General features: G+C 69.9%; 21 protein-coding genes. 9 read left to right on the top strand and 12 right to left on the bottom strand.

Translation table 11 applies throughout. The features are described 5' to 3' along the window. The first annotated feature begins 50 nt into the window (after window positions 1–50). The 3 genes from ASF43_RS30585 to opgC are packed head-to-tail and all read left to right on the top strand — an operon-like array spanning window position 51 to window position 2382. Complete coding sequence (locus ASF43_RS30585; RefSeq protein WP_156373241.1) at window positions 51–203, top strand: hypothetical protein; 153 nt, start codon at window positions 51–53, stop codon at window positions 201–203. Between the two features lie 26 nt (window positions 204–229). Beyond that, window positions 230–1162: a YihY/virulence factor BrkB family protein gene (locus ASF43_RS09290; RefSeq protein WP_056179436.1), complete on the top strand. Its 933-nt coding sequence runs from the start codon at window positions 230–232 to the stop codon at window positions 1160–1162. Beyond that, the gene (gene opgC, locus ASF43_RS09285; protein ID WP_056179433.1) at window positions 1159–2382 is read left to right on the top strand and encodes an OpgC domain-containing protein; all 1224 of its coding nucleotides are present in this window, start codon (window positions 1159–1161) and stop codon (window positions 2380–2382) included. The genes ASF43_RS09290 and opgC overlap by 4 nt, the downstream gene beginning before the upstream one ends. Here the strand turns inward: opgC and ASF43_RS09280 are convergent. The 4 genes from ASF43_RS09280 to murU all read right to left on the bottom strand — a co-directional run bounded on the left by ASF43_RS09280 (window position 2330) and on the right by murU (window position 6039). Then, window positions 2330–3133 (bottom strand): SGNH/GDSL hydrolase family protein, encoded by an 804-nt coding sequence (locus ASF43_RS09280; RefSeq protein WP_082497750.1) that lies wholly within the window; start codon window positions 3131–3133, stop codon window positions 2330–2332. The genes opgC and ASF43_RS09280 overlap by 53 nt on opposite strands. A gap of 125 nt (window positions 3134–3258) precedes the next feature. Next, complete coding sequence (locus ASF43_RS09275; protein ID WP_056179430.1) at window positions 3259–4638, bottom strand: aminopeptidase P N-terminal domain-containing protein; 1380 nt, start codon at window positions 4636–4638, stop codon at window positions 3259–3261. A 28-nt stretch (window positions 4639–4666) separates the two neighbouring features. After that, window positions 4667–5314 (bottom strand): NAD(P)H-binding protein, encoded by a 648-nt coding sequence (locus ASF43_RS09270; protein ID WP_056179427.1) that lies wholly within the window; start codon window positions 5312–5314, stop codon window positions 4667–4669. Further along, the gene (gene murU, locus ASF43_RS09265; RefSeq protein ID WP_056179424.1) at window positions 5311–6039 is read right to left on the bottom strand and encodes an N-acetylmuramate alpha-1-phosphate uridylyltransferase MurU; all 729 of its coding nucleotides are present in this window, start codon (window positions 6037–6039) and stop codon (window positions 5311–5313) included. Before murU ends, ASF43_RS09270 begins: the two co-directional genes overlap by 4 nt. Window positions 6040–6103: 64 nt before the next feature. Between murU and ASF43_RS09260 the strand changes: the two genes are divergently transcribed. After that, on the top strand, window positions 6104–7081 hold the full coding sequence (locus ASF43_RS09260; RefSeq protein ID WP_056179420.1) for a tripartite tricarboxylate transporter substrate binding protein: 978 nt from the start codon (window positions 6104–6106) through the stop codon (window positions 7079–7081). A 4-nt stretch (window positions 7082–7085) separates the two neighbouring features. On the opposite strand, the gene wrbA is transcribed toward ASF43_RS09260, so the two are convergent. The 3 genes from wrbA to ASF43_RS09245 all read right to left on the bottom strand — a co-directional run bounded on the left by wrbA (window position 7086) and on the right by ASF43_RS09245 (window position 10167). Next, a complete protein-coding gene (wrbA, locus tag ASF43_RS09255) occupies window positions 7086–7685 on the bottom strand; it encodes an NAD(P)H:quinone oxidoreductase (protein WP_056179418.1) in 600 nt (199 codons plus the stop codon). 119 nt (window positions 7686–7804) lie between these two features. Then, the gene (locus tag ASF43_RS09250; RefSeq protein WP_056179415.1) at window positions 7805–9163 is read right to left on the bottom strand and encodes an esterase-like activity of phytase family protein; all 1359 of its coding nucleotides are present in this window, start codon (window positions 9161–9163) and stop codon (window positions 7805–7807) included. Window positions 9164–9234: 71 nt separating this feature from the next. Then, window positions 9235–10167 carry an MBL fold metallo-hydrolase gene (locus tag ASF43_RS09245; RefSeq protein WP_056179693.1) on the bottom strand — a complete coding sequence of 311 codons (933 nt, stop codon included), beginning with the start codon at window positions 10165–10167 and terminating at the stop codon, window positions 9235–9237. A 162-nt stretch (window positions 10168–10329) separates the two neighbouring features. Here ASF43_RS09245 and ASF43_RS09240 point away from each other — a divergent pair, with 162 nt between their 5' ends. The 3 genes from ASF43_RS09240 (at window position 10330) to ASF43_RS09230 (ending at window position 13797) form a co-directional block, all read left to right on the top strand. Next, window positions 10330–12411 carry a transketolase gene (locus ASF43_RS09240; protein WP_056179690.1) on the top strand — a complete coding sequence of 694 codons (2082 nt, stop codon included), beginning with the start codon at window positions 10330–10332 and terminating at the stop codon, window positions 12409–12411. Window positions 12412–12430: 19 nt separating this feature from the next. Further along, window positions 12431–13429, top strand: coding sequence for a type I glyceraldehyde-3-phosphate dehydrogenase (gap, locus tag ASF43_RS09235; protein ID WP_056179413.1), 999 nt, complete (start codon window positions 12431–12433; stop codon window positions 13427–13429). Window positions 13430–13518: 89 nt separating this feature from the next. Further along, on the top strand, window positions 13519–13797 hold the full coding sequence (locus ASF43_RS09230; RefSeq protein ID WP_056179410.1) for a hypothetical protein: 279 nt from the start codon (window positions 13519–13521) through the stop codon (window positions 13795–13797). 18 nt (window positions 13798–13815) lie between these two features. Here ASF43_RS09230 and ASF43_RS09225 read toward each other — a convergent pair whose 3' ends face one another. The 3 genes from ASF43_RS09225 to ASF43_RS09215 form a co-directional block, all read right to left on the bottom strand. After that, a complete protein-coding gene (locus ASF43_RS09225) occupies window positions 13816–14841 on the bottom strand; it encodes a pirin family protein (protein ID WP_056179687.1) in 1026 nt (341 codons plus the stop codon). 68 nt (window positions 14842–14909) lie between these two features. Further along, complete coding sequence (locus ASF43_RS09220) at window positions 14910–16370, bottom strand: aminotransferase class V-fold PLP-dependent enzyme (protein ID WP_056179684.1); 1461 nt, start codon at window positions 16368–16370, stop codon at window positions 14910–14912. 50 nt (window positions 16371–16420) lie between these two features. Then, window positions 16421–16894: a Rid family detoxifying hydrolase gene (locus ASF43_RS09215; RefSeq protein WP_056179407.1), complete on the bottom strand. Its 474-nt coding sequence runs from the start codon at window positions 16892–16894 to the stop codon at window positions 16421–16423. Between the two features lie 340 nt (window positions 16895–17234). Here ASF43_RS09215 and ASF43_RS09210 point away from each other — a divergent pair, with 340 nt between their 5' ends. Together ASF43_RS09210 and ASF43_RS09205 are read left to right on the top strand one after the other, a co-directional pair. Further along, on the top strand, window positions 17235–18689 hold the full coding sequence (locus ASF43_RS09210; RefSeq protein WP_056179404.1) for a cache domain-containing protein: 1455 nt from the start codon (window positions 17235–17237) through the stop codon (window positions 18687–18689). After that, window positions 18686–19342 carry a response regulator transcription factor gene (locus ASF43_RS09205; RefSeq protein WP_056179401.1) on the top strand — a complete coding sequence of 219 codons (657 nt, stop codon included), beginning with the start codon at window positions 18686–18688 and terminating at the stop codon, window positions 19340–19342. The genes ASF43_RS09210 and ASF43_RS09205 overlap by 4 nt, the downstream gene beginning before the upstream one ends. Before the next feature lie 195 nt (window positions 19343–19537). Here ASF43_RS09205 and ASF43_RS09200 read toward each other — a convergent pair whose 3' ends face one another. Both ASF43_RS09200 and ASF43_RS09195 read right to left on the bottom strand, forming a co-directional pair. Continuing rightward, window positions 19538–20770, bottom strand: a complete 1233-nt coding sequence (locus ASF43_RS09200) for a nitrate/nitrite transporter (protein ID WP_056179397.1) — start codon at window positions 20768–20770, stop codon at window positions 19538–19540. 53 nt (window positions 20771–20823) lie between these two features. Beyond that, complete coding sequence (locus ASF43_RS09195; protein WP_056179394.1) at window positions 20824–21303, bottom strand: DUF1579 domain-containing protein; 480 nt, start codon at window positions 21301–21303, stop codon at window positions 20824–20826. Window positions 21304–21318 lie beyond the last annotated feature (15 nt).

Here is a 21318-nt window from a genome sequence, read left to right as displayed (position 1 = left end):
GCCCGGCCTGCGCGCGAAGATGGAAAGCCTATTCTCGTCCGCACGCCGCCATGAACACGTCGCACCGCACCCCCCACCACCATGGCGCCGATGAGGGTGCGCCCGAGCCTGGCGGCATGCCGGTGGAGCCTGACGATGGCGCTCCCATCCCGGGCATGCCGACCGAGCCGGAGCCGGGCGGCGACCCGGCGCCCGAGGTTTGACCGCGGCCCACGCGGGCCCGCTCTCCATGTGGTCGCTGCACGACAGGGTGCGTTTTCTCGGGCCACAGGCATCCGAGATCCTGCACCATCCAGCCGACTTCGTGCTGCGGGTGCTCAAGGCCTTCAAGGCGAACCAGGGCCTGCTGCTGGCCGGTGCCGTGGCCTACTACGCGCTGCTGTCCATCGTGCCGCTGCTGATCCTCACGGTGATCGCGCTCTCGCATTTCGTGGACCAGCAGGCCCTGCTGCTGACGCTGCGCCGCTACCTCGAATGGCTGCTGCCCGGGCAGTCGCGCGCCGTGGTGGCAGAGCTGGGCAACTTCCTCGCGCACCGCGAAGTGCTGGGCTGGGTGCTGCTGGTCAGCATGCTGTTCTTCAGTTCGCTGGCGTTCACGGTGCTGGAGAACGCGTTTTCGGTCATCTTCCACCACCGCGTGAAGATCCGCCGCCGGCACTTCATGGTGTCGGCCATCCTGCCCTATGCCTACATCCTGTTTCTGGGCGTCGGCCTGCTGGTCGTCACCATCGTGGCCGGCGTGCTGCAGGCGCTGGGGGAGGAGGAGCTGCACTTCCTGTGGCTGGACCTGTCGCTCAACGGCGTCTCGGCCGCGCTGCTGTACCTGCTGGGCTTCGTCGGTGAGGTGTTCGTGCTGGCCTCGATCTATCTCGTGATGCCGGTCGGCAGGCCGCTGCTGCGCCACGCGCTGATCGGCGCCGTCGCCGCGGCCGTGCTGTGGGAGATCTCGCGCCGCGCGCTGGTCTGGTATTTCCTGACGCTGTCGCAGATCGGTGTCGTCTACGGCTCGCTGACCACGGCCATCGCCGTGCTGCTGAGCCTGGAGGTGGCGGCCATCTTGCTGCTGCTGGGCGCCCAGGTCATCGCTGAGTACGAGCGCTACTGCGCCGAGGGCCAGGCCTGCGCCGTCCAGCCGTTCACGACCGAAGGAGCCGGGCGATGAGCGCGCCGGCGGCCGCGGCCGCACCCGCTGCATCGGGCGAGCGCCTGTGGCAGGTCGACGCGCTGCGCGGCCTGATGCTGGTGCTGATGACGCTCACGCACCTGCCCACGCGCTTTTCGTCGCCGACCGGCCAGCCTTTCGGCTTCGTGTCGGCGGCCGAGGGCTTCGTGCTGCTGTCCGGCTTCATGGCCGGCATGGTCTACGCCGCGCGCGAACGGCGCGAGGGCGAGGACAAAATGCGCGCGGCCTTCTACAAGCGCGTGCTCAAGATCTACCTGTGCCAGGCGGCGCTGCTGGCCTTCCTCTTCAGCGTGGTCGCCGTGCTCGCAGTCGTCGCGCAGCAAGAGGCCATCACCGGCCTCATGCGCTACTACCTGCACGAGCCGCTGCATGCGCTGGTGGGCAGCCTGCTGCTGCTGTACAGCCCGCCGCTGCTGGACATCCTGCCGCTGTACATCCTGTTCATGCTGGTGAGCCCCGTGCTGCTGCTGCACGGGCTGCGCCACGGCTGGGGCGGCATCCTGGCCATCAGCGTCGCGCTGTGGCTGGGCGCGCAGTTCAAGCTGGGCGCCTGGCTCTACGAGGCCGCGGCCTCGGCCACGCGCCTGCCGGTGCCGCTGGAGCAGACCGGCGCGTTCGACGTGCTGGCCTGGCAGTTCCTGTGGGTCATGGGCCTGTGGCTGGGCGCCGAGCGCAGCACGCGGCCGGACCGGCCGCCACTGGTGTTCCCGCGCTGGATGCTCATCACGGCCATCGTGGTCGCAGCCATCGGCTTCGTGTGGCGCCATGTGGTGGGCCAGGTGCCGATCCCGGGCAACGCGAGCCTGAACATGCTGTTCGACAAGTGGCAGCTCGCCCCACTGCGCATCGTCAACCTGTTTGCATTGCTCGTGCTCACCGTGCATTTCGCGCCATGGATGGCCACGCACCTGCCACGGCCCCGCTTCCTGGAGACGATGGGCGCCGCCTCGCTGCCCGTTTTCTTCGCGCACCTGGTCGCGGCCCTGCTGGCGCTGGCGCTGTTCGGCGCGCCATCGGCCAACCGCTCCTGGTTCATCGACATCGGCATCCTGGTCGTCAGCTTCGCCGCGCTCTACGCGGTCGCGCTCGCCAGCCAGGAGCTGGACCGTCAGGCCGCCGCTGCGAAGCGCCGCCGACGCGAGAAGCTCAAGGCGCGCGCGGCGGAACCTTCACCGACACCAGCGACGGTTCCGCGCTGAGTTTGGCGTCGGCCAATGCGGCTTCGGGCAGCTTGACCACCAGGTGCGGCGAGATGGCGGACTTCCACACGGCGTAGCCCGCCGGGTTCATGTGCAGCGAGTCGGCGCCGTACAGATCGGCGCGCGGCTTGCCCTCGGCGTCCAGCATGCGCGAGTAGATGTCGATGTAGTCCAGGTTCGGGACGGACGCGCTGTACTTCTCGATCAGCGCGTTCGTCTCGATGGCCTGCGGCATCAGCGTCGCACGCAGCGGGCTGGGTTTGATCGACAGGTAGGCGATGCGCGTGTCGGGCAGGGCCGCACGCACCCTTTCCACGAACTGCGTGAAGCTGGCCAGCACCTCGATGGGCGTGCGGCCCTCGGCCAGGTCGTTGTCGCCGGCATAGACCACGACCAGGCGTGGCTTGTAGGGCAGCACGAGCAGGTCGACATGGGCCGTCACGTCCAGCATGCGCGAGCCGCCGAACCCGCGCTTGACCACGGGCTCGTCGCCGAACTGGGTTTCCAGGTCGTTCCACAGCCGGATCGACGAGCTGCCGACGAACAGGATGCCGCCGGCCTTGGGCGCCTGCTTCTGGTCGGCTTCGGCGAAGGCGTCGAAGCTGTCCTTCCAGCGGGTATCCACCACGGCGGTGGCACGGGCCGCCGGACGGCTGGCGACCGGGTGCGTCTGGGCGCCGATGGAGGCGCCCATGCCCAGTCCATACAGCGTGAAGGCGAGCTTGGTGAGGCGTCGTTTGGTTTTACGCATGGAGATGACCTTGCCACGTGTTGCGGTCTGGACCATGTCGGCCAGCGCCTACAGACGGCGTGCGCCGCGAGGCCGCGGGTCGGGCAGGGGACGCCCCGCCACTTTGCGGCCTGGGATCCGGCCGGTCATCGCATCAACGCCTCGATCTCGTCCGCCTTCACCGGCACGCCGCGCGTGATCAGCTCGCAGCCATCGGCCGTGACGATGGCGTCGTCCTCGATGCGGATGCCGATGTTGTGGAACTGCTCGGGCACGCCGGGGCCGGGGCGCACGTAGATGCCGGGCTCGATGGTCAGCACCATGCCGGGCTTCAGGATGCGGCTGGGGCGGTCGAGGATGGTCTCGCCGGACAGTGCGTCCTTGCGCTCGCTGCCGTTGCCGATCTCGCTGGGCTCCACGTAGCTGCCGCAGTCGTGCACGTCCATGCCCAGCCAGTGGCCGGTGCGGTGCATGTAATAGGCGAAGTAGGCGCGCTTCTCGATCACGTCGTCGACGCTGCCGACCTTGTTCCTGTCCAGCAGGCCTACGTCCAGCATGCCCTGCGCCAGCACCTGGACAGTGGCCTCGTGCGGGTCGTTGAAGCGCTTGCCGGGGCGGGTGGCGGCCACGGCCGCGTCCTGGCTGGCCAGCACCAGGTCGTACAGCACACGCTGCGGGCCGGTGAACCTGCCGTTGGCCGGGAAGGTGCGGGTGATGTCGCTGGCGTAGCCGTCGAGCTCGCAGCCGGCGTCGATCAGCACCAGCTCGCCATCGCGCACGGGCGCGGCATCGGCGCGGTAGTGCAGCACGCAGGCATTGGCGCCGGCCGCCACGATGGAGCCATACGCCGGGTACTGCGAGCCGTGCAGGCGGAACTCGTGCAGCAGCTCGGCGTCCAGGTGGTATTCGCGCACGTCCTGGCCGTCGCGCAGCCGGCGGGCCGACAGCTGCATGGCGCGGACGTGGGCCCCGGCGCTGATCTGCGCGGCGCGGCGCATGATGTCCTGCTCGTGCGCGTCCTTCACGAGGCGCATTTCGTCCAGGATGCCGCACAGGTCCTGCTGCGACTGCGGGCACAGCGCGCCATAGCGCACGCGGGCGCGCACGCTGGACAGCCAGCCGTCCACGCGCGATTCCAGCCCCTTGTGGATGGCGAACGGGAACCACACCGTGCCGCGGTTCTCCAGCAGCCTGGGCAGCTGCGCGTCCAGTGCGGCCACCGAGTGCGCGTCGTCCACGCCCAGGGCGTCGGGCGCGGCCTCGGGCCCCAGGCGGTAGCCGTCCCAGATCTCGCGCTCCAGGTCCTTGGGCGCGCAGAACAGCGTGCTCTTGCCGTCGCCGGTGATGACCAGCCAGGCGTTGGGCTCGGTGAAGCCGGTCAGGTAGTAGAAGTAGCTGTCGTGCCGGTACAGGAAGTCGCTGTCGCGGTTGCGCGGGCGTTCCGGGGCGGTGGGCACGATGGCGATGCCGTCGCGGCCGATCTGGCGGGCGAGTGCGGCGCGGCGTTGGGCGTAGGGCGTGGTCATCGCGCCATCCTACCGCCGGCCGTCCGCTTCAGTTGCGCTGCATCTGCCCGGACAGCAGCGTCTGCACGCCGGGCGCGCCGCGCGCCACGCCGGCCACCAGCGCCTTGGCCACGTCGCTGGCAAGGATCGCGCGGTAGTTGGCCGGGATCAGCGGGCGCAGGGCCTTGCTGACGGCCTCGCCGATGGTCTCGCCGCGCCGCGCGGGCTGGCCCAGCGGGCCGCGGTCGCCGATCAGCAGCGAGGGCCGCGCGATCACCACGCTGTCGTAGCCCAGCGCGGCCACGGCCTGCTCGACCTCGCCCTTGACGCGGCTGTAGAACACGCGCGAGCCCGCGTCTGCGCCCATGGCGCTGACCAGGCCCAGCCGGCGCGCACCGGCGGCCCGCGCGGCACGCGCCACGGCCAGCACGGCGTCGTGGTCCACGGCGCGGAAGGCCTCCTGGCTGCCGGCCACCTTGATCGTGGTGCCCAGCGCGATGTAGACCGCCTGCACGGGCGGCAGTGCCGGCATCTGCCGCAGGTCCGAGGCATGGTGCTGCAGCTTGGCGTGCTGCAGCGGCGCTGGCCTGCGGCCCAGCGTGTGGACGCGCGCGATGCTGCGATCGGCCAGCAGCAGGCCCAGGATCTCGCGGCCGACCAGCCCGGTCGCGCCCGCCAGCAGGACGGCGTCGTTCATGCGTGCTCCCCGGCGTCCAAGGCCCGCAGCTGGGCCGGCGTGCCCACGTTGTGCCAGGCGCCGGTGTAGAGCTCGGCGCCCACGCGCCGCGCGCGCATGGCCGCGAACAGCAGCGGCCCCAGCGCGGCCTTGTGGCCGACCGGCAGCTGGGCGCACAGGTCACGGCGCATCAGGGCCAGGTTGGCATAGGTCCAGCGCCGGCCGTCGGGGCCGGGGCCGTCCAGGCCCAGGCCGTCGGGCGACAGGCCGAAGTCGCCCTGGGGGTGGAAGTCGGGGTTCGGCACCAGCCACAGATGCGCCAGCCGGTCCTGCGCGAGGAAGCGCGCGGCGGCCTCGGCGCTGAACGCAAAGCCGGGCGCGAAGATGTCGCCCGAGACCAGCCAGAAGCATTCGTCCAGCAGCGGCAGGGCCTTGGCGATGCCGCCCGCCGTCTCCAGCGCGCCGCCGTGGTCGCGCCCTTCCATCGTGTAGGCGATCTGCAGGCCCCAGCGGCTGCCGTCGCCCAGCGCGGCGGGGATCTGGTCCTCCAGCCACGCGCAGTTGACGACCACGCGTTCGATGCCGGCGCGCGCCAGCGCCTCCAGGTGCCACACGATCATGGGCTTGCCACGCACCGGCAGCAGCGGCTTGGGCGTGGCGTCGGTCAGCGGGCGCATGCGCTCGCCGCGGCCGGCCGCGAGGACCATGGCGCTGCGCACGGGGGGAGAGGGCTGGGGCAGGGGCATCGGCGGATTATCCGAGGGGCGGCCGCACTACCATGCCGGTCCGAACGCACCGCAGGAGAGCTTCATGTCCACCCCCACCATCCACCGCCGCACGCTGCTGCTGGCCGGTGCCGCCAGCCTGGCCGGCGCAGCCCGGGCGCAGGGCGGCCCGGCGATCCGCATCGTCGTCGGCTACCCGGCAGGCGCCACGTCGGACGCGCTGGCGCGCATCGTGGCCGAGGCCATGGCGCGCGAGCTGGGCCAGCCGGTGATCGTGGAGAACAAGGTCGGCGCAGGCGGCCGCATCGGCAACGAGTTCGTCAAGAACGCGCCCGCCGATGGCCTCACGCTGCTCATGACGCCGGTGGCCACCATGTCGATCTTCGCCAGCAGCTACGCCGGCCAGCTGCGCTACGACCCGTTCAAGGACTTCGCGCCCGTGGCGCATCTGTCCAACTTCCAGGTCGGCCTGGGCGTTGGCCCGCAGGTGCCGGCCAGGACGCTGGCCGAGTACGTGGCCTGGGTCAAGACCGATCCGGCGAAGAACGGCTTCTATGGCTCGGCCGCGACCGGCAGCCTGCCGCACTTCTTCGGCGTGATGTTCGCCAAGGCGGCCGGCATCGAGCTGACGCATGTGCCCTACAAGGGCACGGCCGACTCCATGCAGGCACTGGCCGGCGGCCAGATCGCCGCGCTGTCCACGGTCGCGGCCGACCTGCAGAACCTGGTCGATGCGGGCAAGGCCAGGCTGCTGGCCGTGGCCGGCGAGAAGCGCTCTCCCGCGTTCGCCAACGTGCCGACCTTTCGCGAGCAGGGTTTCGACCTCACGGCCTTGCCCTGGTATGGCCTGTTCGCGCCGGCCGGCACGCCGCCTGCGGCCGTCGCGCGCCTGTCCAAAGCCGCCATCGCCGCCGTCAGCGGCAAAGCCCAGCACGACCGTCTGCTGGGCATGGGGCTGGAGCCGACCGGCGAGGGGCCGGAGCGCCTGGCGGCCGTCATGAAGGCCGACTACGAACGCTGGGCGCCCGCGATCCGGGCTTCCGGCTTCAAGCCGACCGACTGAACCTTCAGCCGAACAGCTTGGCCGCCGTCTTCGCGACGATCTCGCCCTGGTGCCGTGCACCGGCCAGCTCGATGGCGCTGGGCTGGCGCGCGCCGTCGCTGCCGGCGATGGTCGTGGCGCCGTAGGGCGCGCCGCCGACGATCTCGTCCAGCGCCATCTGGCCGGCATGGCTGTAGGGCAGGCCGACGACGACCAGGCCGAAGTGCAGCAGGTTGGTGATGATGGAGAACAGCGTGGTCTCCTGGCCGCCGTGCTGCGTGGCGGTGGAGGTGAAGGCCGCGCCCACCTTGCCGTTCAGCGCGCCGCGCGCCCACAGGCCGCCGGCCTGGTCCAGGAAAGCCGCCATCTGCGAGGACATGCGGCCAAAGCGCGTGCCGGTGCCGATCACGATGGCGTCGTAGTTCGCCAGCTCGTCGATCTTCGCCACGGGGGCGGCCTGGTCCAGCTTGAAGTGCGAGGCCCGGGCGATCTCGTCGGGCACCGTCTCGGGCACGCGCTTGATGTCCACCTGGGCACCGGCCGCGCGCGCGCCCTCGGCGATGGCGCCGGCCATGGTCTCGATGTGGCCGTAGGTGGAGTAGTACAGAACGAGGACTTTGGCCATGGTGCTTCCTGAAGAATGGAAAAAAGGGATGCCTGCATGTTGGCGCAGCCATCCCCGGGGCCCGGTCGTCGCGCCTGACGGCAGCGTTCAAGCGTTTTGAACGGTCGGCCACCCGTCGCCTACCGGGCGCGCAGCAGCTCGCCCACTTCCAGCAGCACCAGCTCGTTGTCATCGGCCTGGTTCGGCAGCCGACTGCTGCTGAATGGCAGGTTGTTGTCGTTGCCCACCACGATGTGCGTGGCGTCCACGCGGTCCACGTTCTCGATGGTGAAGAACGGGAAGGTCAGCACGCCGTCGTTCAGCGGCTTCCTGGCGAGCCGGTTCGGGTCCTGGATGCGCATCAGGTCGATGTAGCCGATCTTGCGCACGGCGCCGCCCACGTTGGCCTCGTTCATCTCGATCTTGTAGACGCGCTTGAACTTCGCCAGGTCATGGAAGCAGTCCGCGCCCTTCTGGCCGGCCGGGCAGGCCTTGTCGGCCGTGCCTTCGCCGTTGTCGCGCTCGATGACGAGGCCAGTCGTGGCGTCCAGCAGGTTGAAGTCGCCGATCGCGTGGTGGCCGGCTTCCAGCAGGTATTTCCAGTGCCGGCCCGTCCAGCGCTCGGCAGCCACGTCGAACTCCAGCACGCGCAGCACGGTCTTGCCGTCCAGCGTCTCGTAGCCCTTGGCCGCGGCATCCCACAGCGGGCCTTCGAGCAGCGCATACAGCTTGCTGCCGTCGGGCGAAGCTGCCATGCCCTCGAAGCCCTTGGAGCGCTTGACCTCGAAGGACGGCAGCGCGGCGTCCGGCGCGGCGGCCATGGCGATGGCCGGGTGGTCGGGCGAGCGCACAGTCTTGCCGTCCACCAGGGTCTCGAACACGGCCAGCACCTTGCCGTTCAGGTCGGCCTTGATCAGCCAGGGGCCGAACTCCTCGGCCACCCACAGCGCGCCGCCGGCAAACTGGAAGCTCTCGGGGTCGAAGTCCATGCCGGTCAGATAGCGCTGGGCCGTGCCTTCCTGATTGATGCGAAACGGCACCTTGCGGTCCGGGTCGTGCAGGAACACCGTCTTGTGGCGCATGAACTGGCCGGTCTTGAAGTCCACCGCGTAGTGGTTCAGGTACAGCATGAAGTCCGGCGAATTGGCTTTGGCGCCGGCGCCGTTGTCGGTGAGGATCCAGAACGAACCATCGGCCATGCGCTTGATGCCCGAATGGCCTTGCGCAGGCTGCCCCTCGAAGGGCAGCGACACGCCCGTGGGCCGGCCGCCGGACAGGCCCTCCACCGAGCCGGGCTGGTCCACGCGGCGCGCGGTGGTGAATTTCCCGGACACGCGCAGGTCGGCCGGCGCGTCCTGCGGCGCCGCGATCATGGTGCGGGCCGGCAGGATGGCGTGGCCGGCCAGCGTGGAGGGGAAGGCCTGTTGGGCGAAGGCGGCGGGCGCGGGCGCGGCGCAGACAAGGGCGGCGCAGATGGCGCTCAAGGGGATGCGGAACATGGGACAGGCGTGACGGGAGTGCGACAAGCCCGCGAGCTTGCGGCCCCCGCATGACAGTGCCGTGAACGCTGCTACAGGTTCACCAGCAGCGCCCCCTCGCGCGCCGCGGCCCCGCTGCGCAGCAGGTCGTCCACCAGCTGTGCGGACCAGTTCGCCAGGTCCCCCGCCGCGGCGAAATGCCGCGCGTGCAAGGTGCGCAAGTAAGCCGTCTGCTGTGCCCAGGCCAGCAGATCGGCCTCGGCGATCCGCTGCAGCTCCAGCAGCTTGAACTTCAGCAGCACCTTGGCCGCGTAGTGCGCGTGCTTGAGCGGCGCGGCGACGAAGCTGTCCAGCCGCCGCCGCGCGCGGGCGATGGCCGGCACCACATCGTCGAACACGCTGCCGTGTCCGGGGATGGCCACGGCGGGCGCGAGGCGCTCGATCAGGTCCAGCGTGGCGCCGACCTCGGCGAACGCCGCATCGCCCTCCAGTTCCGGGAACACCACGCCAAAGCCGTTCTGCCACAGCGCGTCGGCCGACACCAGCGTGCGCGTGGCCGGCTCGAACAGCACCACGGCATGCGGGTCATGGCCTGGCGCGGCATGCACCTGCCAGTCGGCGGCGCCCAGCTGCACGGTGCTGCCGGGCTGCAGCGTCGCGTCGAATCGAAAGCGCGGGCATTCCTGGCCCGTGGGGCCGTAGCTCAGGGCGTCGAAGTCCCAATCGCGCACCTGCGCCGCCTGGCCGGGCGGGATGGCCGTGTGCACGCCCGGGTAGCGTTGCTGCAGGGCCGCGTTGCCGCCGCAGTGGTCGCTGTGCAGATGCGTGTTCAGCAGCCGCTCCAGCGGCGCGCCCTGCAGCGCATGGGCCACGAGCGCCAGCGTCTGCGTGGCGTGCGTGCAGTAGCCCGAATCGATCAGCGCCGTGGGCCCGCGGCCGGCCGGGTCCTGCAGCAACAGGTTGTTGGACGAGAGCCAGCCGCGCTCGAATAGCGTGGCGCCAGCAGGAAGTAGGATCGTGGCCATGATGCGCTGGCGACTGTAGACCAAGTGCCTTCGCCGGGTCGGTCGCTAAAATCCCGGGTTTCCCCCGATCCCGACCGGAGCTGCCCATCCATGGCGAACACTGACACGCTGGCCTCTTCCACCCCCGTTGACCAGGCATCCGACGCCGGTCCGGCCACCCAGATGGCCAACGCGATCCGGGCGCTCGCCATGGACGCCGTGCAGCAGGCCAACTCCGGCCACCCTGGCGCGCCCATGGGCATGGCCGACATGGCCGTCGCGCTGTGGGGCCAGCACCTGAAGCACAACCCGCGCAACCCGAACTGGTTCGACCGCGACCGCTTCGTGCTGTCCAACGGCCACGCGTCGATGGTGCTGTACGCGTTGCTGCACCTCACGGGCTACGACCTGCCGATCGGCGAGCTGCGCAACTTCCGCCAGCTGCACAGCAAGACGGCCGGACACCCCGAGCACGGCATCACGCCCGGCGTGGAGACCACCACCGGCCCGCTGGGCCAGGGCATCACCAACGCCGTGGGCATGGCGCTGGCCGAGAAGCTGCTGGCGGCCGAGTTCAACCGCGCCAACTTCCCCATCGTCGACCACCGCACCTACGTGTTCCTGGGCGACGGCTGCCTCATGGAAGGCATCAGCCACGAAGCCGTGGCCCTGGCCGGCGCCTGGAAGCTGGACAAGCTGATCGCCCTGTACGACGACAACGGCATCTCGATTGACGGCAAGGTTGCGCCCTGGTTCGTGGACAACACGGCCCTGCGTTTCGTCTCCTGCGGCTGGCAGGTGCTGGGCCCGGTCGATGGCCACGATGCCGCCGCCGTGTCCGCCGCGATTGCCGAAGCCAAGGCCTCCAGCGGCAAGCCCACGCTGATCATCTGCAAGACCGCCATCGGCAAGGGTTCGCCGAACCGCGCGAACACGGCCAAGGCCCACGGCGAGCCGCTGGGCGCCGAAGAAATCAAGCTCACGCGCGAAGCCATCGGCTGGGAACACGCCCCGTTCGAAGTGCCGGCCGAGGTCTACGCCGCCTGGGACGCCAAGGCCAAGGGCCTGGCCGCCGAAGCCGACTGGGACGTGCTCTTCGCCGGCTACAAGGCGGCCCACCCGGCGCTGGCGGCCGAGTTCGCGCGCCGCATGCGCGGCGAGCTGCCTGCCAACTTCGGCGAGACCGCGGCCCGCATCGCATCGCAGGCGCACGACCAGGCCGCCACCGTGGCCAGCCGCAAGGCCAGCCAGCTCGCGCTGGAAGGCCTGACGGCCGCCCTGCCCGAGCTGCTGGGCGGCTCGGCCGACCTGACCGGCTCCAACCTCACCAACACCGCCCACACGCCCGCCTTCCGGGTGGACCCGGCGACCGGCGCCGTGGTGCTGGGCGCCGCGCCCGACCGCAAGGCCGGCGCCGAGGACGAGAAGAGCGCCCCGGCAGGCGCGCCGCCGCACGGCGTCATCGGCCGCCACATCAACTACGGCGTGCGCGAATTCGGCATGGCCGCCATCATGAACGGCATCGTGCTGCACGGTGGCTACATCCCCTACGGCGGCACCTTCCTCACGTTCAGCGACTACAGCCGCAACGCCATCCGCATGGCCGCGCTCATGAAGCAGCGCGTGGTGCACGTGTTCACGCACGACTCCATCGGCCTGGGCGAGGACGGCCCCACGCACCAGTCGGTCGAGCATGCCGCCAGCCTGCGCCTGATCCCCAACCTGGACGTCTGGCGCCCCGGCGACACGGCCGAGACGGCGATCGCCTGGGCCGTGGCCCTGGCCCAGAAGGACCGCCCGACCGCATTGCTGCTGTCGCGCCAGAACATCGCCTACGCGCCCAAGAGCGAAGACGCTTTGGACAACATTGCAAGCGGCGCCTACGTGCTGAGCGAGCCCGCGGACGTGGGCCTGAAGGCCAAGGCCCGGGCCGTGATCATCGCCACCGGCTCCGAAGTGCAGCTGGCGCTGGCCGCGCAAAAGCAGCTGGCCGAAGCCCGCATCGCCGTGCGTGTGGTCTCCATGCCCAGCACCACCACCTTCGACCGCCAGAGCCTGGCCTACAAGAAGGCCGTGCTGCCGGCCGGCCTGCCGCGCATCGCCGTGGAAATGGGTGCCACCGACGGCTGGTGGAAGTACGGCTGCGCGGCAGTCGTGGGCCTCGATACCTTCGGCGAGTCGGCGCCCGCGCCCGTGCTGTTCAAGCATTTCGGTTTCACGCCCGAGAACGTGGCGGCGACCGTGCGCAAGGTTCTTTCCAAGTAATTTCAACTCAGGAGTCGCTATGACGATCAAGATCGGTATCAATGGTTTCGGGCGCATCGGCCGCAACGTGCTGCGCTCGGCAGTGCAGAACTTCTCGGACATCGAGGTCGTGGGCATCAACGACCTGCTGGAGCCCGACTACCTGGCCTACATGCTGCAGTACGACTCGGTGCATGGCCGTTTCGAGGGCGAGGTCAAGGTCGACGGCAACACGCTGATCGTCAACGGCAAGAAGATCCGCCTGACCCAGGAGCGCGATCCCGCCGCCCTGAAGTGGAACGAGGTCGGCGCCGACATCGTGGTCGAGTCCACGGGCCTGTTCCTGACCAAGGAGACCGCGCAGAAGCACATCGACGCCGGCGCCAAGAAGGTCGTGCTGTCCGCCCCCTCCAAGGACGACACCCCGATGTTCGTCTACGGCGTGAACCACGAGACCTACAAGGGCGAGGCCATCATCTCCAACGCCTCGTGCACCACCAACTGCCTGGCCCCGCTGGCCAAGGTGCTGAACGACAAGTGGGGCATCAAGCGCGGCCTGATGACCACCGTGCACGCCGCCACCGCCACGCAAAAGACCGTGGACGGCCCGAGCAACAAGGATTGGCGCGGCGGCCGCGGCATCCTGGAAAACATCATCCCCTCCAGCACCGGCGCGGCCAAGGCGGTGGGCGTGGTGATCCCCGAGCTGAACAAGAAGCTGACCGGCATGTCCTTCCGCGTGCCGACCTCCGACGTGTCGGTGGTCGACCTGACGGTGGAACTGGTCAAGGAAGCCAGCTACAAGGAGATCTGCGCCGAGTTCAAGGCCCAGTCCGAAGGCGCACTCAAGGGCGTGCTGGGCTACACCGAGGACAAGGTCGTCGCCACCGACTTCCGCGGTGACGCACGCACTTCCATCTTCGACGCCGAAGCCGGCATCGCGCTGGACAGCACCTTCGTCAAGCTCGTGAGTTGGTACGACAACGAGTGGGGCTACTCGAACAAGGTGCTCGAAATGGTGCGCGTGATCGCCAAATAAACCGCCTGCGCGCGGCCCTGGGCATTTGCCCGGGGCTGCGTGCTGGCGCTACGATGCGCAAACTCCCCTCAGATTTGACAGGTCTCGCCATGCAGCCATCCCCAGACGCTGAAGCTGCCGCCACGCTGGAGCAGGCCATCGAGAAGGCCAAGGAAGTCGCGGCCGACATCCGCCAGGCCGCCGACGACCTGGCCGTGGCCAACACCGTGCTCGGCACCCAGCTGGCCGAGGACGTGCGCACGGGCGAGGTCGCCCAGGCGCTGGAGCACGGCGAGAGCGTCGAAAAGACGCTGACCAAGTCCGCCGAAGTGCTGAACCAGGTCAACGCATCGCTGGACAGCGTCTCGGCCACCGCCGCCAAGTCCTGAGCGGCGAAGCGGCTGCTGTCAGCCGGGCTGCTCCTGACGCCCATCCGGGTGGCGCGCGAAGCGCCCCACATCCCCGCCGTGCACCGGCGCGGCATCTCCCCAGGGCCACCCCCCGAACTGCGTGCGGCGGTAGTCCGCCATGGTCTGCGCGATCTCGGCCTGGGTGTTCATGACGAAGGGCCCGTACTGGGCCACGGGCTCGCCGATGGGCCGGCCCTGCAGCAGCAGGCATTCGGCCTCGGCATCGCCGTTGACGAGTTCAACCGTTTGGTCTGCCTGCAGCTCGATGAGCTGGTGGCCGGCGATCGCCTGGCCGCCGACCTGCACCGCCTTGCCACGAAAGAAATACAGATGCCGCCGTGTGCCGGCGCCGGCGGCGGCCGGCATGCGCCAATGCGCGCCGGGCGCCAGGCGCAGCGTCCAGATCGCCACATCGGCCTGCGCCTGCGCGGCCCAGGAATCGGGCGGTGGCGGCAAGGGCGCGTCGGCACCGGGCAGGTGGCCGGCGATCACGGCCACCTCCGTCGTGCGGCCCGCGTCGTCGCGGTGCACCAACCTGGGGATGCGCTCGGCCCACAGCATCGTGAAATGCGCGGGCGCCATCTTGGAGGCCGCCGGCAGGTTCAGCCAGATCTGGAACAGCTCCAGCGGGTTCGCCGCGTCGCGGCGCAGCAGCGGAAACATCTCGGCGTGCACCACGCCGGCGCCGGCCGTCAGCCACTGCGTGTCGCCGCCGCCGAAGCGCGCCGCCGCGCCCAGCGAATCGGCATGGTCGATGAGCCCCTGGCGCACGATGGTCACGGTCTCGAAGCCGCGGTGCGGGTGCGCCGGAAAGCCCGGCACCGTCTCGCCGTGGTACATGCTCCAGCCGTCTTTTCGGCTGAAGTCCTGGCCGATGTCGCGCCCGGCCAGCGGCGCGGCCGGGCCGAACGCCGCGTTGCCCCGGGGGTAGGCATCGTCGTGGTGCACGCAGAACAGGAAGGGGTCGGCGGTCTCCCAGGGAAAGCCGAGCGGCGCGGTGCGCAGGATGGGCGAGGTGGGCATGGTGGGGCAGTGCAAATGACGACGGCGCCGCACAGGCGGCGCCGTCGATCATCGCGCGAACGGGAGGGTCAGGCCATCTTGCCCGACAGATCCCACATCGCGTTCACCAGCGCGTCGATGTCGTTCGCGTCGTGCCACACATGGGTGGACACGCGCATCGCATAGTGCTGGTTGGCCGCGCCGATCACCTCGAAGCCCGAGTTGCGGATGATCAGGCCCTGCGGGTATTCGGCTTGCAGGCGCGACACGAAGGCGGCCGACTTCACCGAGTCCATCACATCGGCCGGGTTGCGGAACGGGTTCCACGAGGTCAGTGCGCAGCACAGCTTGGGGTCGTCCTTGGGCGAGTACAGCGCGCCGATGCCCCAGCGCTCGACCACCTTTTCCTTGAGGTAGGCCGACAGCGTCAGGTCGTAGGTCTCGATCTTCTTGCGGCCGATCGAATCCCACAGCTGGCAGGCGTTGACCAGGGCCTGGAACATCGGCGTGTGCACGCTGCCGCAGGAGGTCACGCTGGCGGCGATGTCGAAGGTCTCGGTGCCGTTGGTGGTGCGCTCGCGCGTGGAGTAGCTGCTGGTGTGCACCGGGTACCACTTGGGCAGCGGCAGCGGGTTCGATGCGCGGATCTTGTTGCGCATGATCAGGATGCCGGTGGAGCCAGGGCCGCACTGCCACTTGTGGCCCGCGCCGGACATGAAGTCCATGCCCAGCTCGCCGTAGTTGTAGTCCATCATGCCCGGCAGATGGGCGCCGTCCACGATGCTGATGAGCTCGTGCTGCTTGACCACCTGCATGATCTCGGCGATCGGCAGCAGCGTGCCGGTCTTGTAGGTCGGCGAGGACCACATCACGGCGCGCACGCGCTTGCCCGCGGCCTTCAACGAACGGATGCGTTCGTCGAACAGGTTCTGGTAGGTGGCGGCCGTCTGGTTGTTGCCCACCGGCATGGGGATCATCGAGATCTCGATGCCATAGCGGTCCTTGGCGATGTTCAGCGGTGTCAGGCCGCCGCCGTGCTCGTGGTTGGTCGTGACCACCACGTCGCCGGCCTGCCAGGGGATGCCCAGGATGGCGTGGCACATGCCCGAGGAGGTGTTGGCCGAGAACGCGAGTTCGTCCGGGTCCACGCCGAAGCCGGGCGCAGCCAGCTTGCGCAGGTCCAGCAGGTTGCTGTAGCCGTTGCCCGACTCGGCGGCCTTCTTGCGGTTCTCGGTGTCGAACAGGTCCAGCGTCTGCTTGGGCATGGAGCCGGCCGTGCCGATGTTCATGAAGGTCTTGGCCGGGTTCAACGTGAACATGTTCTGCACGTTGGTCCAGAAGGCCTCGTCGGCGACGAGTTGCGCGCGCAGCGTCTCGGCCTGCGTGGCCGAGTTGCTGCTGCCGCAGGCCATCAGCATCGGGCCCAGTGCCGCGGCGCCGGCGCCGTAGCCCATCATGCGCAGGAAGTCGCGGCGCTTGTTCGTCCAGCGCGACGTGTCCATGGGCATGGCGGTGGGCGCCTCCAGCGCGACGGTGTCGCTGCGTGTCATCTGCTCGTTCATGGTGTGGTTCCTTGGGGTGGGCGGGGGGTGGGGTGGGTTCAGCGGCGGCCGACGATGACGGCGATCTCGACCTTCACGTCACGCGGCAGGCGCGCGACTTCGACGGTGGCGCGCACCGGTGCATTGCCGGGCTTGAAGTACTCGCCGTAGACCTTGTTCATAGCGGCGAACTCGTTCAAGTCCTTCATGTAGACCGAGGACGAGAGCACGTCGCCGTAATCCAGCCCCTGCGACTTGAGCATGGTGCCGATGTAGCGCAGCACGGCATGCGTCTGCTCCTCGATGGTGGTGCCGACGACGGCGTTTCCGGCCTCGTTGAGCGGGATCACGCCCGACAGGTACAGCGTGTTGCCGTGCGAGACCATCTGCGAATACGGGCCGATGGCCGGCGGCACGCCGGTGGTCGACAGCACCATGCGTTTGGCCGGCACGGCGCAGGCCGTCAGGGCCAATGCTGCAGCGCAACTTGCCGCGACCGCGATGAGCCGGTGGGTGGGGGAGGGGTGACGCACGGGGCTTCCTTTCTGAGAACAAAGAACGGGTGTCGGACGGGCTCCACGCTGGGAATTCGGGGCTTCCAGGGGTGGTCATTGGTCCGATTTCGCGAGCAATTCTAGGAACGGGATTTCACGAAACGGTCATCTCTTTTCCCCTACGTAGTGCTACGCAAACGCCGTTCCGCCAGCGAGAAATGATGCGATGCACCATGACGGGGCGTGGCGCAGACTAAGGGTATGGCCTCTTTATTGCTGCACGCATCTGGTCAATATCCGAACTTCTGGACGCATGGGGCGAGGGCGCTTTCGATGATGGGATCCGAGAACACAAACTGCTCTGTCGTGGAGCGCTGAGGTGCAGCTGCGCCTCAAACTGGTGCTGCTGTCGGCGGTGCCCATCGTGGTCGCGCTGGCGCTCATGGGCGCCACCATGCAGCAGCAGACGCTCACGCTGGCGCGCGAGGAGCGGGCGCTGGTGCAGGCCGCGTTCGTGCACAGCAAGGAAGCCGAGCTGCAGCACTACGTGGAGCTGGCGCGCAACACCCTCATGCGCATCGCCGAGGCTCCGGGCCCGGTCGGCGCGCGCAAGGAGGAAGCGCTGGCCACGCTGATGCGCATGCAGTACGGCAGCAACGGCTATTTCTTCGCCTACGACCAGCACGGCAAGCTGTTGATGGACCCAAAGAGCCTGCCGATGCAGGGCGTGGACTTCTGCGACCCCGACGACCCGGTGGGCGCCGATTCGGCGCAGCGCATCCTGGCCACCGCGCGCCGCGGCGGCGGCGTGGTCCGCTACAGCTGGAACAAGCCGTCCTCGCAGGCGGTTGTGCCCAAGCTGGGCTACGTGCTCATGATCCCGGGCTGGGACTGGGTCATCGGCACCGGCATCTACCTGGACGATGTGCAGGGCGCGCTGCAGGCCATCGAGGCCGGTGCGCGCGCCAACATCGAGGCCACGCGCAAGCGGCTGTACGGCATCGCCGCGCTGTGCGTGGTGCTGATCGGCCTGGGCGGGCTGGCGCTGAACCTCAAGGACCACCGCGTCTCCAGCGACAAGCTGCGGCGCCTGGCGCGCCGCGTCGTGCACTCGCAGGAGGAAGAGCGCGTGCGCGTGGCGCGCGAGCTGCACGACGGCGTGGTGCAGGTGCTGGCCTCGTCCAAATTCCTGCTGGAGACAGCCCAGCTGCAGCTGGCCGACCCGGCCGCGGCCAGCGCTGCGGCACCGCGCCAGGCGCTGGACCAGGGCATCGCCCGGCTCGGCGGCGCGCTGCTGGAGATCCGCCGCGTCTCGCACGGCCTGCGGCCGGCACTGCTGGACGACCTGGGCCTGGCGCCCGCGCTGGCGCTGCTGGTGGAGCAGATGAACGAGCAGGGCGGCTGCGACATCCACCTGCTCTGCGAGCACCCGCCGGCCGCGCTGCCGCTGGAGCACGGCACGGCGCTGTTCCGCATCGCGCAGGAGGCGCTGCACAACGTGCGCACGCATGCCGACGCGACCCAGGTCGACGTGGTGCTGCGCGGCGCGCGCGCCCGCGTGGAGCTGCTCGTCATCGACAACGGCGGCGGCTTCGACACCCAGCGCGTGTTCGCCGACGGCAAGCGCGGCATCGGGCTGCGCAACATGCGCGAGCGCGCGGCCGGCCTGGGCGGCACGCTGGCCATCGTCTCGGGCCGCGAGGGCACGCGCATCCACGCCAGCCTGCCGCTGCCGGCCGGCGACACCGAGCCACTGGCCGGCACGGCGCGCGCGCCGCGCGCCCAACACGCCGCCCACCCCCTGAACCTGCGCCCCACGGAGCCCACGCCATGAGCACTGCCTGCCCCATCGTCCGCGTCCTGCTGGTCGACGACCACCCGCTGCTGCGCGACGGCGTGCGCATGCGCCTGCATGCCACGCCGCACATCCGGGTCGTCGGCGAGGCCGGCAGTGTGCAGGAGGCCACGGCGCTGGCCGAGCACCTGCAGCCCGACCTGGTGCTGACCGACATCCGCATGCCGGACGCCAGCGGCATCCAGCTCGCCTGCGCGTTCCGCGACCGCTTTCCCGACGTGCGCGTGCTCGTACTGTCCATGCACCAGGACGCGGAGTACGTGCGCCGCGCGATCGCGTTCGGCGTGTGCGGCTATGTGCTCAAGGACGGGCCGGGCCACCAGCTCGTGGAGGCCATCGACGCCGTGCACGGCGGCGGCCGCTACTTCAGCCCCGGCCTCACGCTGCCGCAGGAGCCCGCGCCGCCGCCGGTCACGCGCGCCTGGGGCCACCTCACGCCCAAGGAATCGGCCGTGCTCTCGCTGCTGGCCGACGGCTGCTCGAACAAGGAGATCGCCAGCGCGCTCGGCGCCTCGGTGCGCACGGTGGAGACGCACCGCCTGCACCTGCGCCGCAAGCTGCGCATCGACGGGCAGGCCGCGCTGGTGAAGTACGCGGTGGACTACGCCGACCTGGGCGCGCAGGCGATCTGAAAGAAACCACCCCGTTTGGACGGCTCACTTCGTGGAGCCGTCCCATCCGCCCCCAGGGGCGCTGCCAGCGGCCGGGCAGAGCCCGTTCCGCAGCGGCTGCTGGCATGGCCTGCTCCGCGGCCTTCTGAGCCTTTGCTGGCGAGCAGGTTGCATGACCTGCGGGTGGCGCGCAGCGCCCTGGAAAACTGAAATGAGTCAAGTTGCCGGCGCGGGCGGCTGCGGCAGCCACGCATAGGCCGCCGCCCCCGCCACCAGCGCAGCGGCGATCGCCAGCAGCGCGGCCGTGAACGGCTCGATGCCCCAGGCCGGCGCGCGCGAGGCGACCCAGCCCGTAACCCACTGCATCAGCGCCACGCCCAGGAACATGGCCATGGTGAACACCGCCAGCGCCCGGCCGATCATGGCGGGCGGGTAAACGGCGCGCACGTCGGCGTACTGCAGCACCATGTAGCCCGACACGGCGGCCACCAGCACGGCCAGCAGCACGTCAGCTGCCAGCCCGCGCACCACCGCCAGCAGCACGAACAGCCCGGCGATCCACAACGTGCAGGCCGTGATGCGGCGCCGCCGTGTCAGCGGCCCGGGGTCGAAGCGGCCGAACAGCGGCGGGCTGACCAGCGACACCACCGACACCAGCAGCGCGACATGTCCGCTGGCCACCAGGCCCAGGCCATGGCGCTCGATCAGCATCGGCCCCAGCCACAGCCCGCGCAGGCTCAGGAAGGCGGCGTAGTTCACCGAGGACATCGCCACGATGCCCCAGGTGTGCGGCATGAGGAACAGCGCACCGAAGCTGCGCAGCGCCTGGCCCAGCGACTCGCGCGGCGCACCGGGCGGCGCGGTCGGCCCCTGGTCGTGCACCTTCCACCACACCAGCGCCCAGGCCGCCAGCGAACAGCCGGCCAGCACCCACATGCCCATGCGCCACGAGCTGGCCTCGATCAGCCAGGCCAGCGGCGTGCCGGTGGCCAGCATGCCCACGCCGCCCAGCATGATGATGAGGCCCGACAGCATGGCGAAGCGCTCGGCCGGGAAGTTCTGCGCGATGAACAAGGTGCAGGCCAGGAAGGCCGGCGCGCAGCCGATGCCGATCAGGAACTGGCCCACCAGCAGCATGCCGTTGCCCGTGGCCATGGCCGACAGCGCGGCGCCGAGGACGGCGAACGGGAACGCGGTGAGTACCGTGCGGCGCAGGCCGTGCAGGTCCATGCCGATGCCCATGAACAGCTGCAGCGCGCCGAACGCGAAATGGAAGGTCGCCGCGAACAAACCGAGCTGCTGGGCCGACAGGCCGAACTCGGCCTGCAAGGGCGGCCCGAGGATCGCGGCCAGCGTGCGGAACGCCTGGCTCATCGCGAAGGCCGCGGTCAGCGCCAGCAGCATGGGCCACACGGCCCTGGTGGAGTTGGCGGCGGGCGTGGAAGGCATGGGGCGCGAGCGTACCCGAGGCCCGGCGCCATCGCTGTCCGGCCTGCGTCGGCCTACTGGCGCTGGTAGGTGGCCGTCATGAAGCGCGTCCACTGGCCGTCGGCGCCCAGCGTCTGCGAATGCAGCGTGCGCGTGTTCGCGTCCACCAGCGTGATCACGTCCTGGTAGCGCATGTTCGTGCCGTCGCCCGCCATGCTCGGGCCTTCGGTGTCCAGCGTCAGCACCTTCTTGGCGGCGTCGAGCTGGCCCTTGTAGACCCACATGTGGGTGGCCATCGAGCCGACCCAGCTGCCGACGAAGGCCTGCTGCGCCGGGTCGTAGCCCAGCGTCAGCCGCATCTGCGCGTCGCCGCCGCCGGGCATGTTGCCGACGGCCTCGCCCACGATCCACAGGTCGCCGAGCGCGATCACGCTCTCGGTGCCCTGGCTTTTGAACGGCGGCTGGCCGGGGCCCATGTCGCCCTCGCCCGCCATGGTCCATTCGCCGACCAGTTGCTGCAGCCAGCGGTGCTGTTCCAGTGTTTCGACTTCCATCGGGGTCTCCTGTCG

It is taken from the genome of Pseudorhodoferax sp. Leaf267, from assembly GCF_001422405.1.
In the GTDB taxonomy this organism is placed as follows: Bacteria; Pseudomonadota; Gammaproteobacteria; order Burkholderiales; family Burkholderiaceae_C; genus Pseudorhodoferax.
Note: the sequence above shows the minus strand (reverse complement) of the source record. Positions and strands in the feature narration are given on the sequence as shown.

Coding starts and splice junctions, on each gene's coding strand:
- ASF43_RS30585 (WP_156373241.1), top strand. CDS start 51: ATGAACACGTCGCACCGCACCCCCCACCACCATGGCGCCGATGAGGGT.
- ASF43_RS09290 (WP_056179436.1), top strand. CDS start 230: ATGTGGTCGCTGCACGACAGGGTGCGTTTTCTCGGGCCACAGGCATCC.
- opgC (WP_056179433.1), top strand. CDS start 1,159: ATGAGCGCGCCGGCGGCCGCGGCCGCACCCGCTGCATCGGGCGAGCGC.
- ASF43_RS09280 (WP_082497750.1), bottom strand. CDS start 3,133: ATGCGTAAAACCAAACGACGCCTCACCAAGCTCGCCTTCACGCTGTAT.
- ASF43_RS09275 (WP_056179430.1), bottom strand. CDS start 4,638: ATGACCACGCCCTACGCCCAACGCCGCGCCGCACTCGCCCGCCAGATC.
- ASF43_RS09270 (WP_056179427.1), bottom strand. CDS start 5,314: ATGAACGACGCCGTCCTGCTGGCGGGCGCGACCGGGCTGGTCGGCCGC.
- murU (WP_056179424.1), bottom strand. CDS start 6,039: ATGCCCCTGCCCCAGCCCTCTCCCCCCGTGCGCAGCGCCATGGTCCTC.
- ASF43_RS09260 (WP_056179420.1), top strand. CDS start 6,104: ATGTCCACCCCCACCATCCACCGCCGCACGCTGCTGCTGGCCGGTGCC.
- wrbA (WP_056179418.1), bottom strand. CDS start 7,685: ATGGCCAAAGTCCTCGTTCTGTACTACTCCACCTACGGCCACATCGAG.
- ASF43_RS09250 (WP_056179415.1), bottom strand. CDS start 9,163: ATGTTCCGCATCCCCTTGAGCGCCATCTGCGCCGCCCTTGTCTGCGCC.
- ASF43_RS09245 (WP_056179693.1), bottom strand. CDS start 10,167: ATGGCCACGATCCTACTTCCTGCTGGCGCCACGCTATTCGAGCGCGGC.
- ASF43_RS09240 (WP_056179690.1), top strand. CDS start 10,330: ATGGCCAACGCGATCCGGGCGCTCGCCATGGACGCCGTGCAGCAGGCC.
- gap (WP_056179413.1), top strand. CDS start 12,431: ATGACGATCAAGATCGGTATCAATGGTTTCGGGCGCATCGGCCGCAAC.
- ASF43_RS09230 (WP_056179410.1), top strand. CDS start 13,519: ATGCAGCCATCCCCAGACGCTGAAGCTGCCGCCACGCTGGAGCAGGCC.
- ASF43_RS09225 (WP_056179687.1), bottom strand. CDS start 14,841: ATGCCCACCTCGCCCATCCTGCGCACCGCGCCGCTCGGCTTTCCCTGG.
- ASF43_RS09220 (WP_056179684.1), bottom strand. CDS start 16,370: ATGACACGCAGCGACACCGTCGCGCTGGAGGCGCCCACCGCCATGCCC.
- ASF43_RS09205 (WP_056179401.1), top strand. CDS start 18,686: ATGAGCACTGCCTGCCCCATCGTCCGCGTCCTGCTGGTCGACGACCAC.
- ASF43_RS09200 (WP_056179397.1), bottom strand. CDS start 20,770: ATGCCTTCCACGCCCGCCGCCAACTCCACCAGGGCCGTGTGGCCCATG.
- ASF43_RS09195 (WP_056179394.1), bottom strand. CDS start 21,303: ATGGAAGTCGAAACACTGGAACAGCACCGCTGGCTGCAGCAACTGGTC.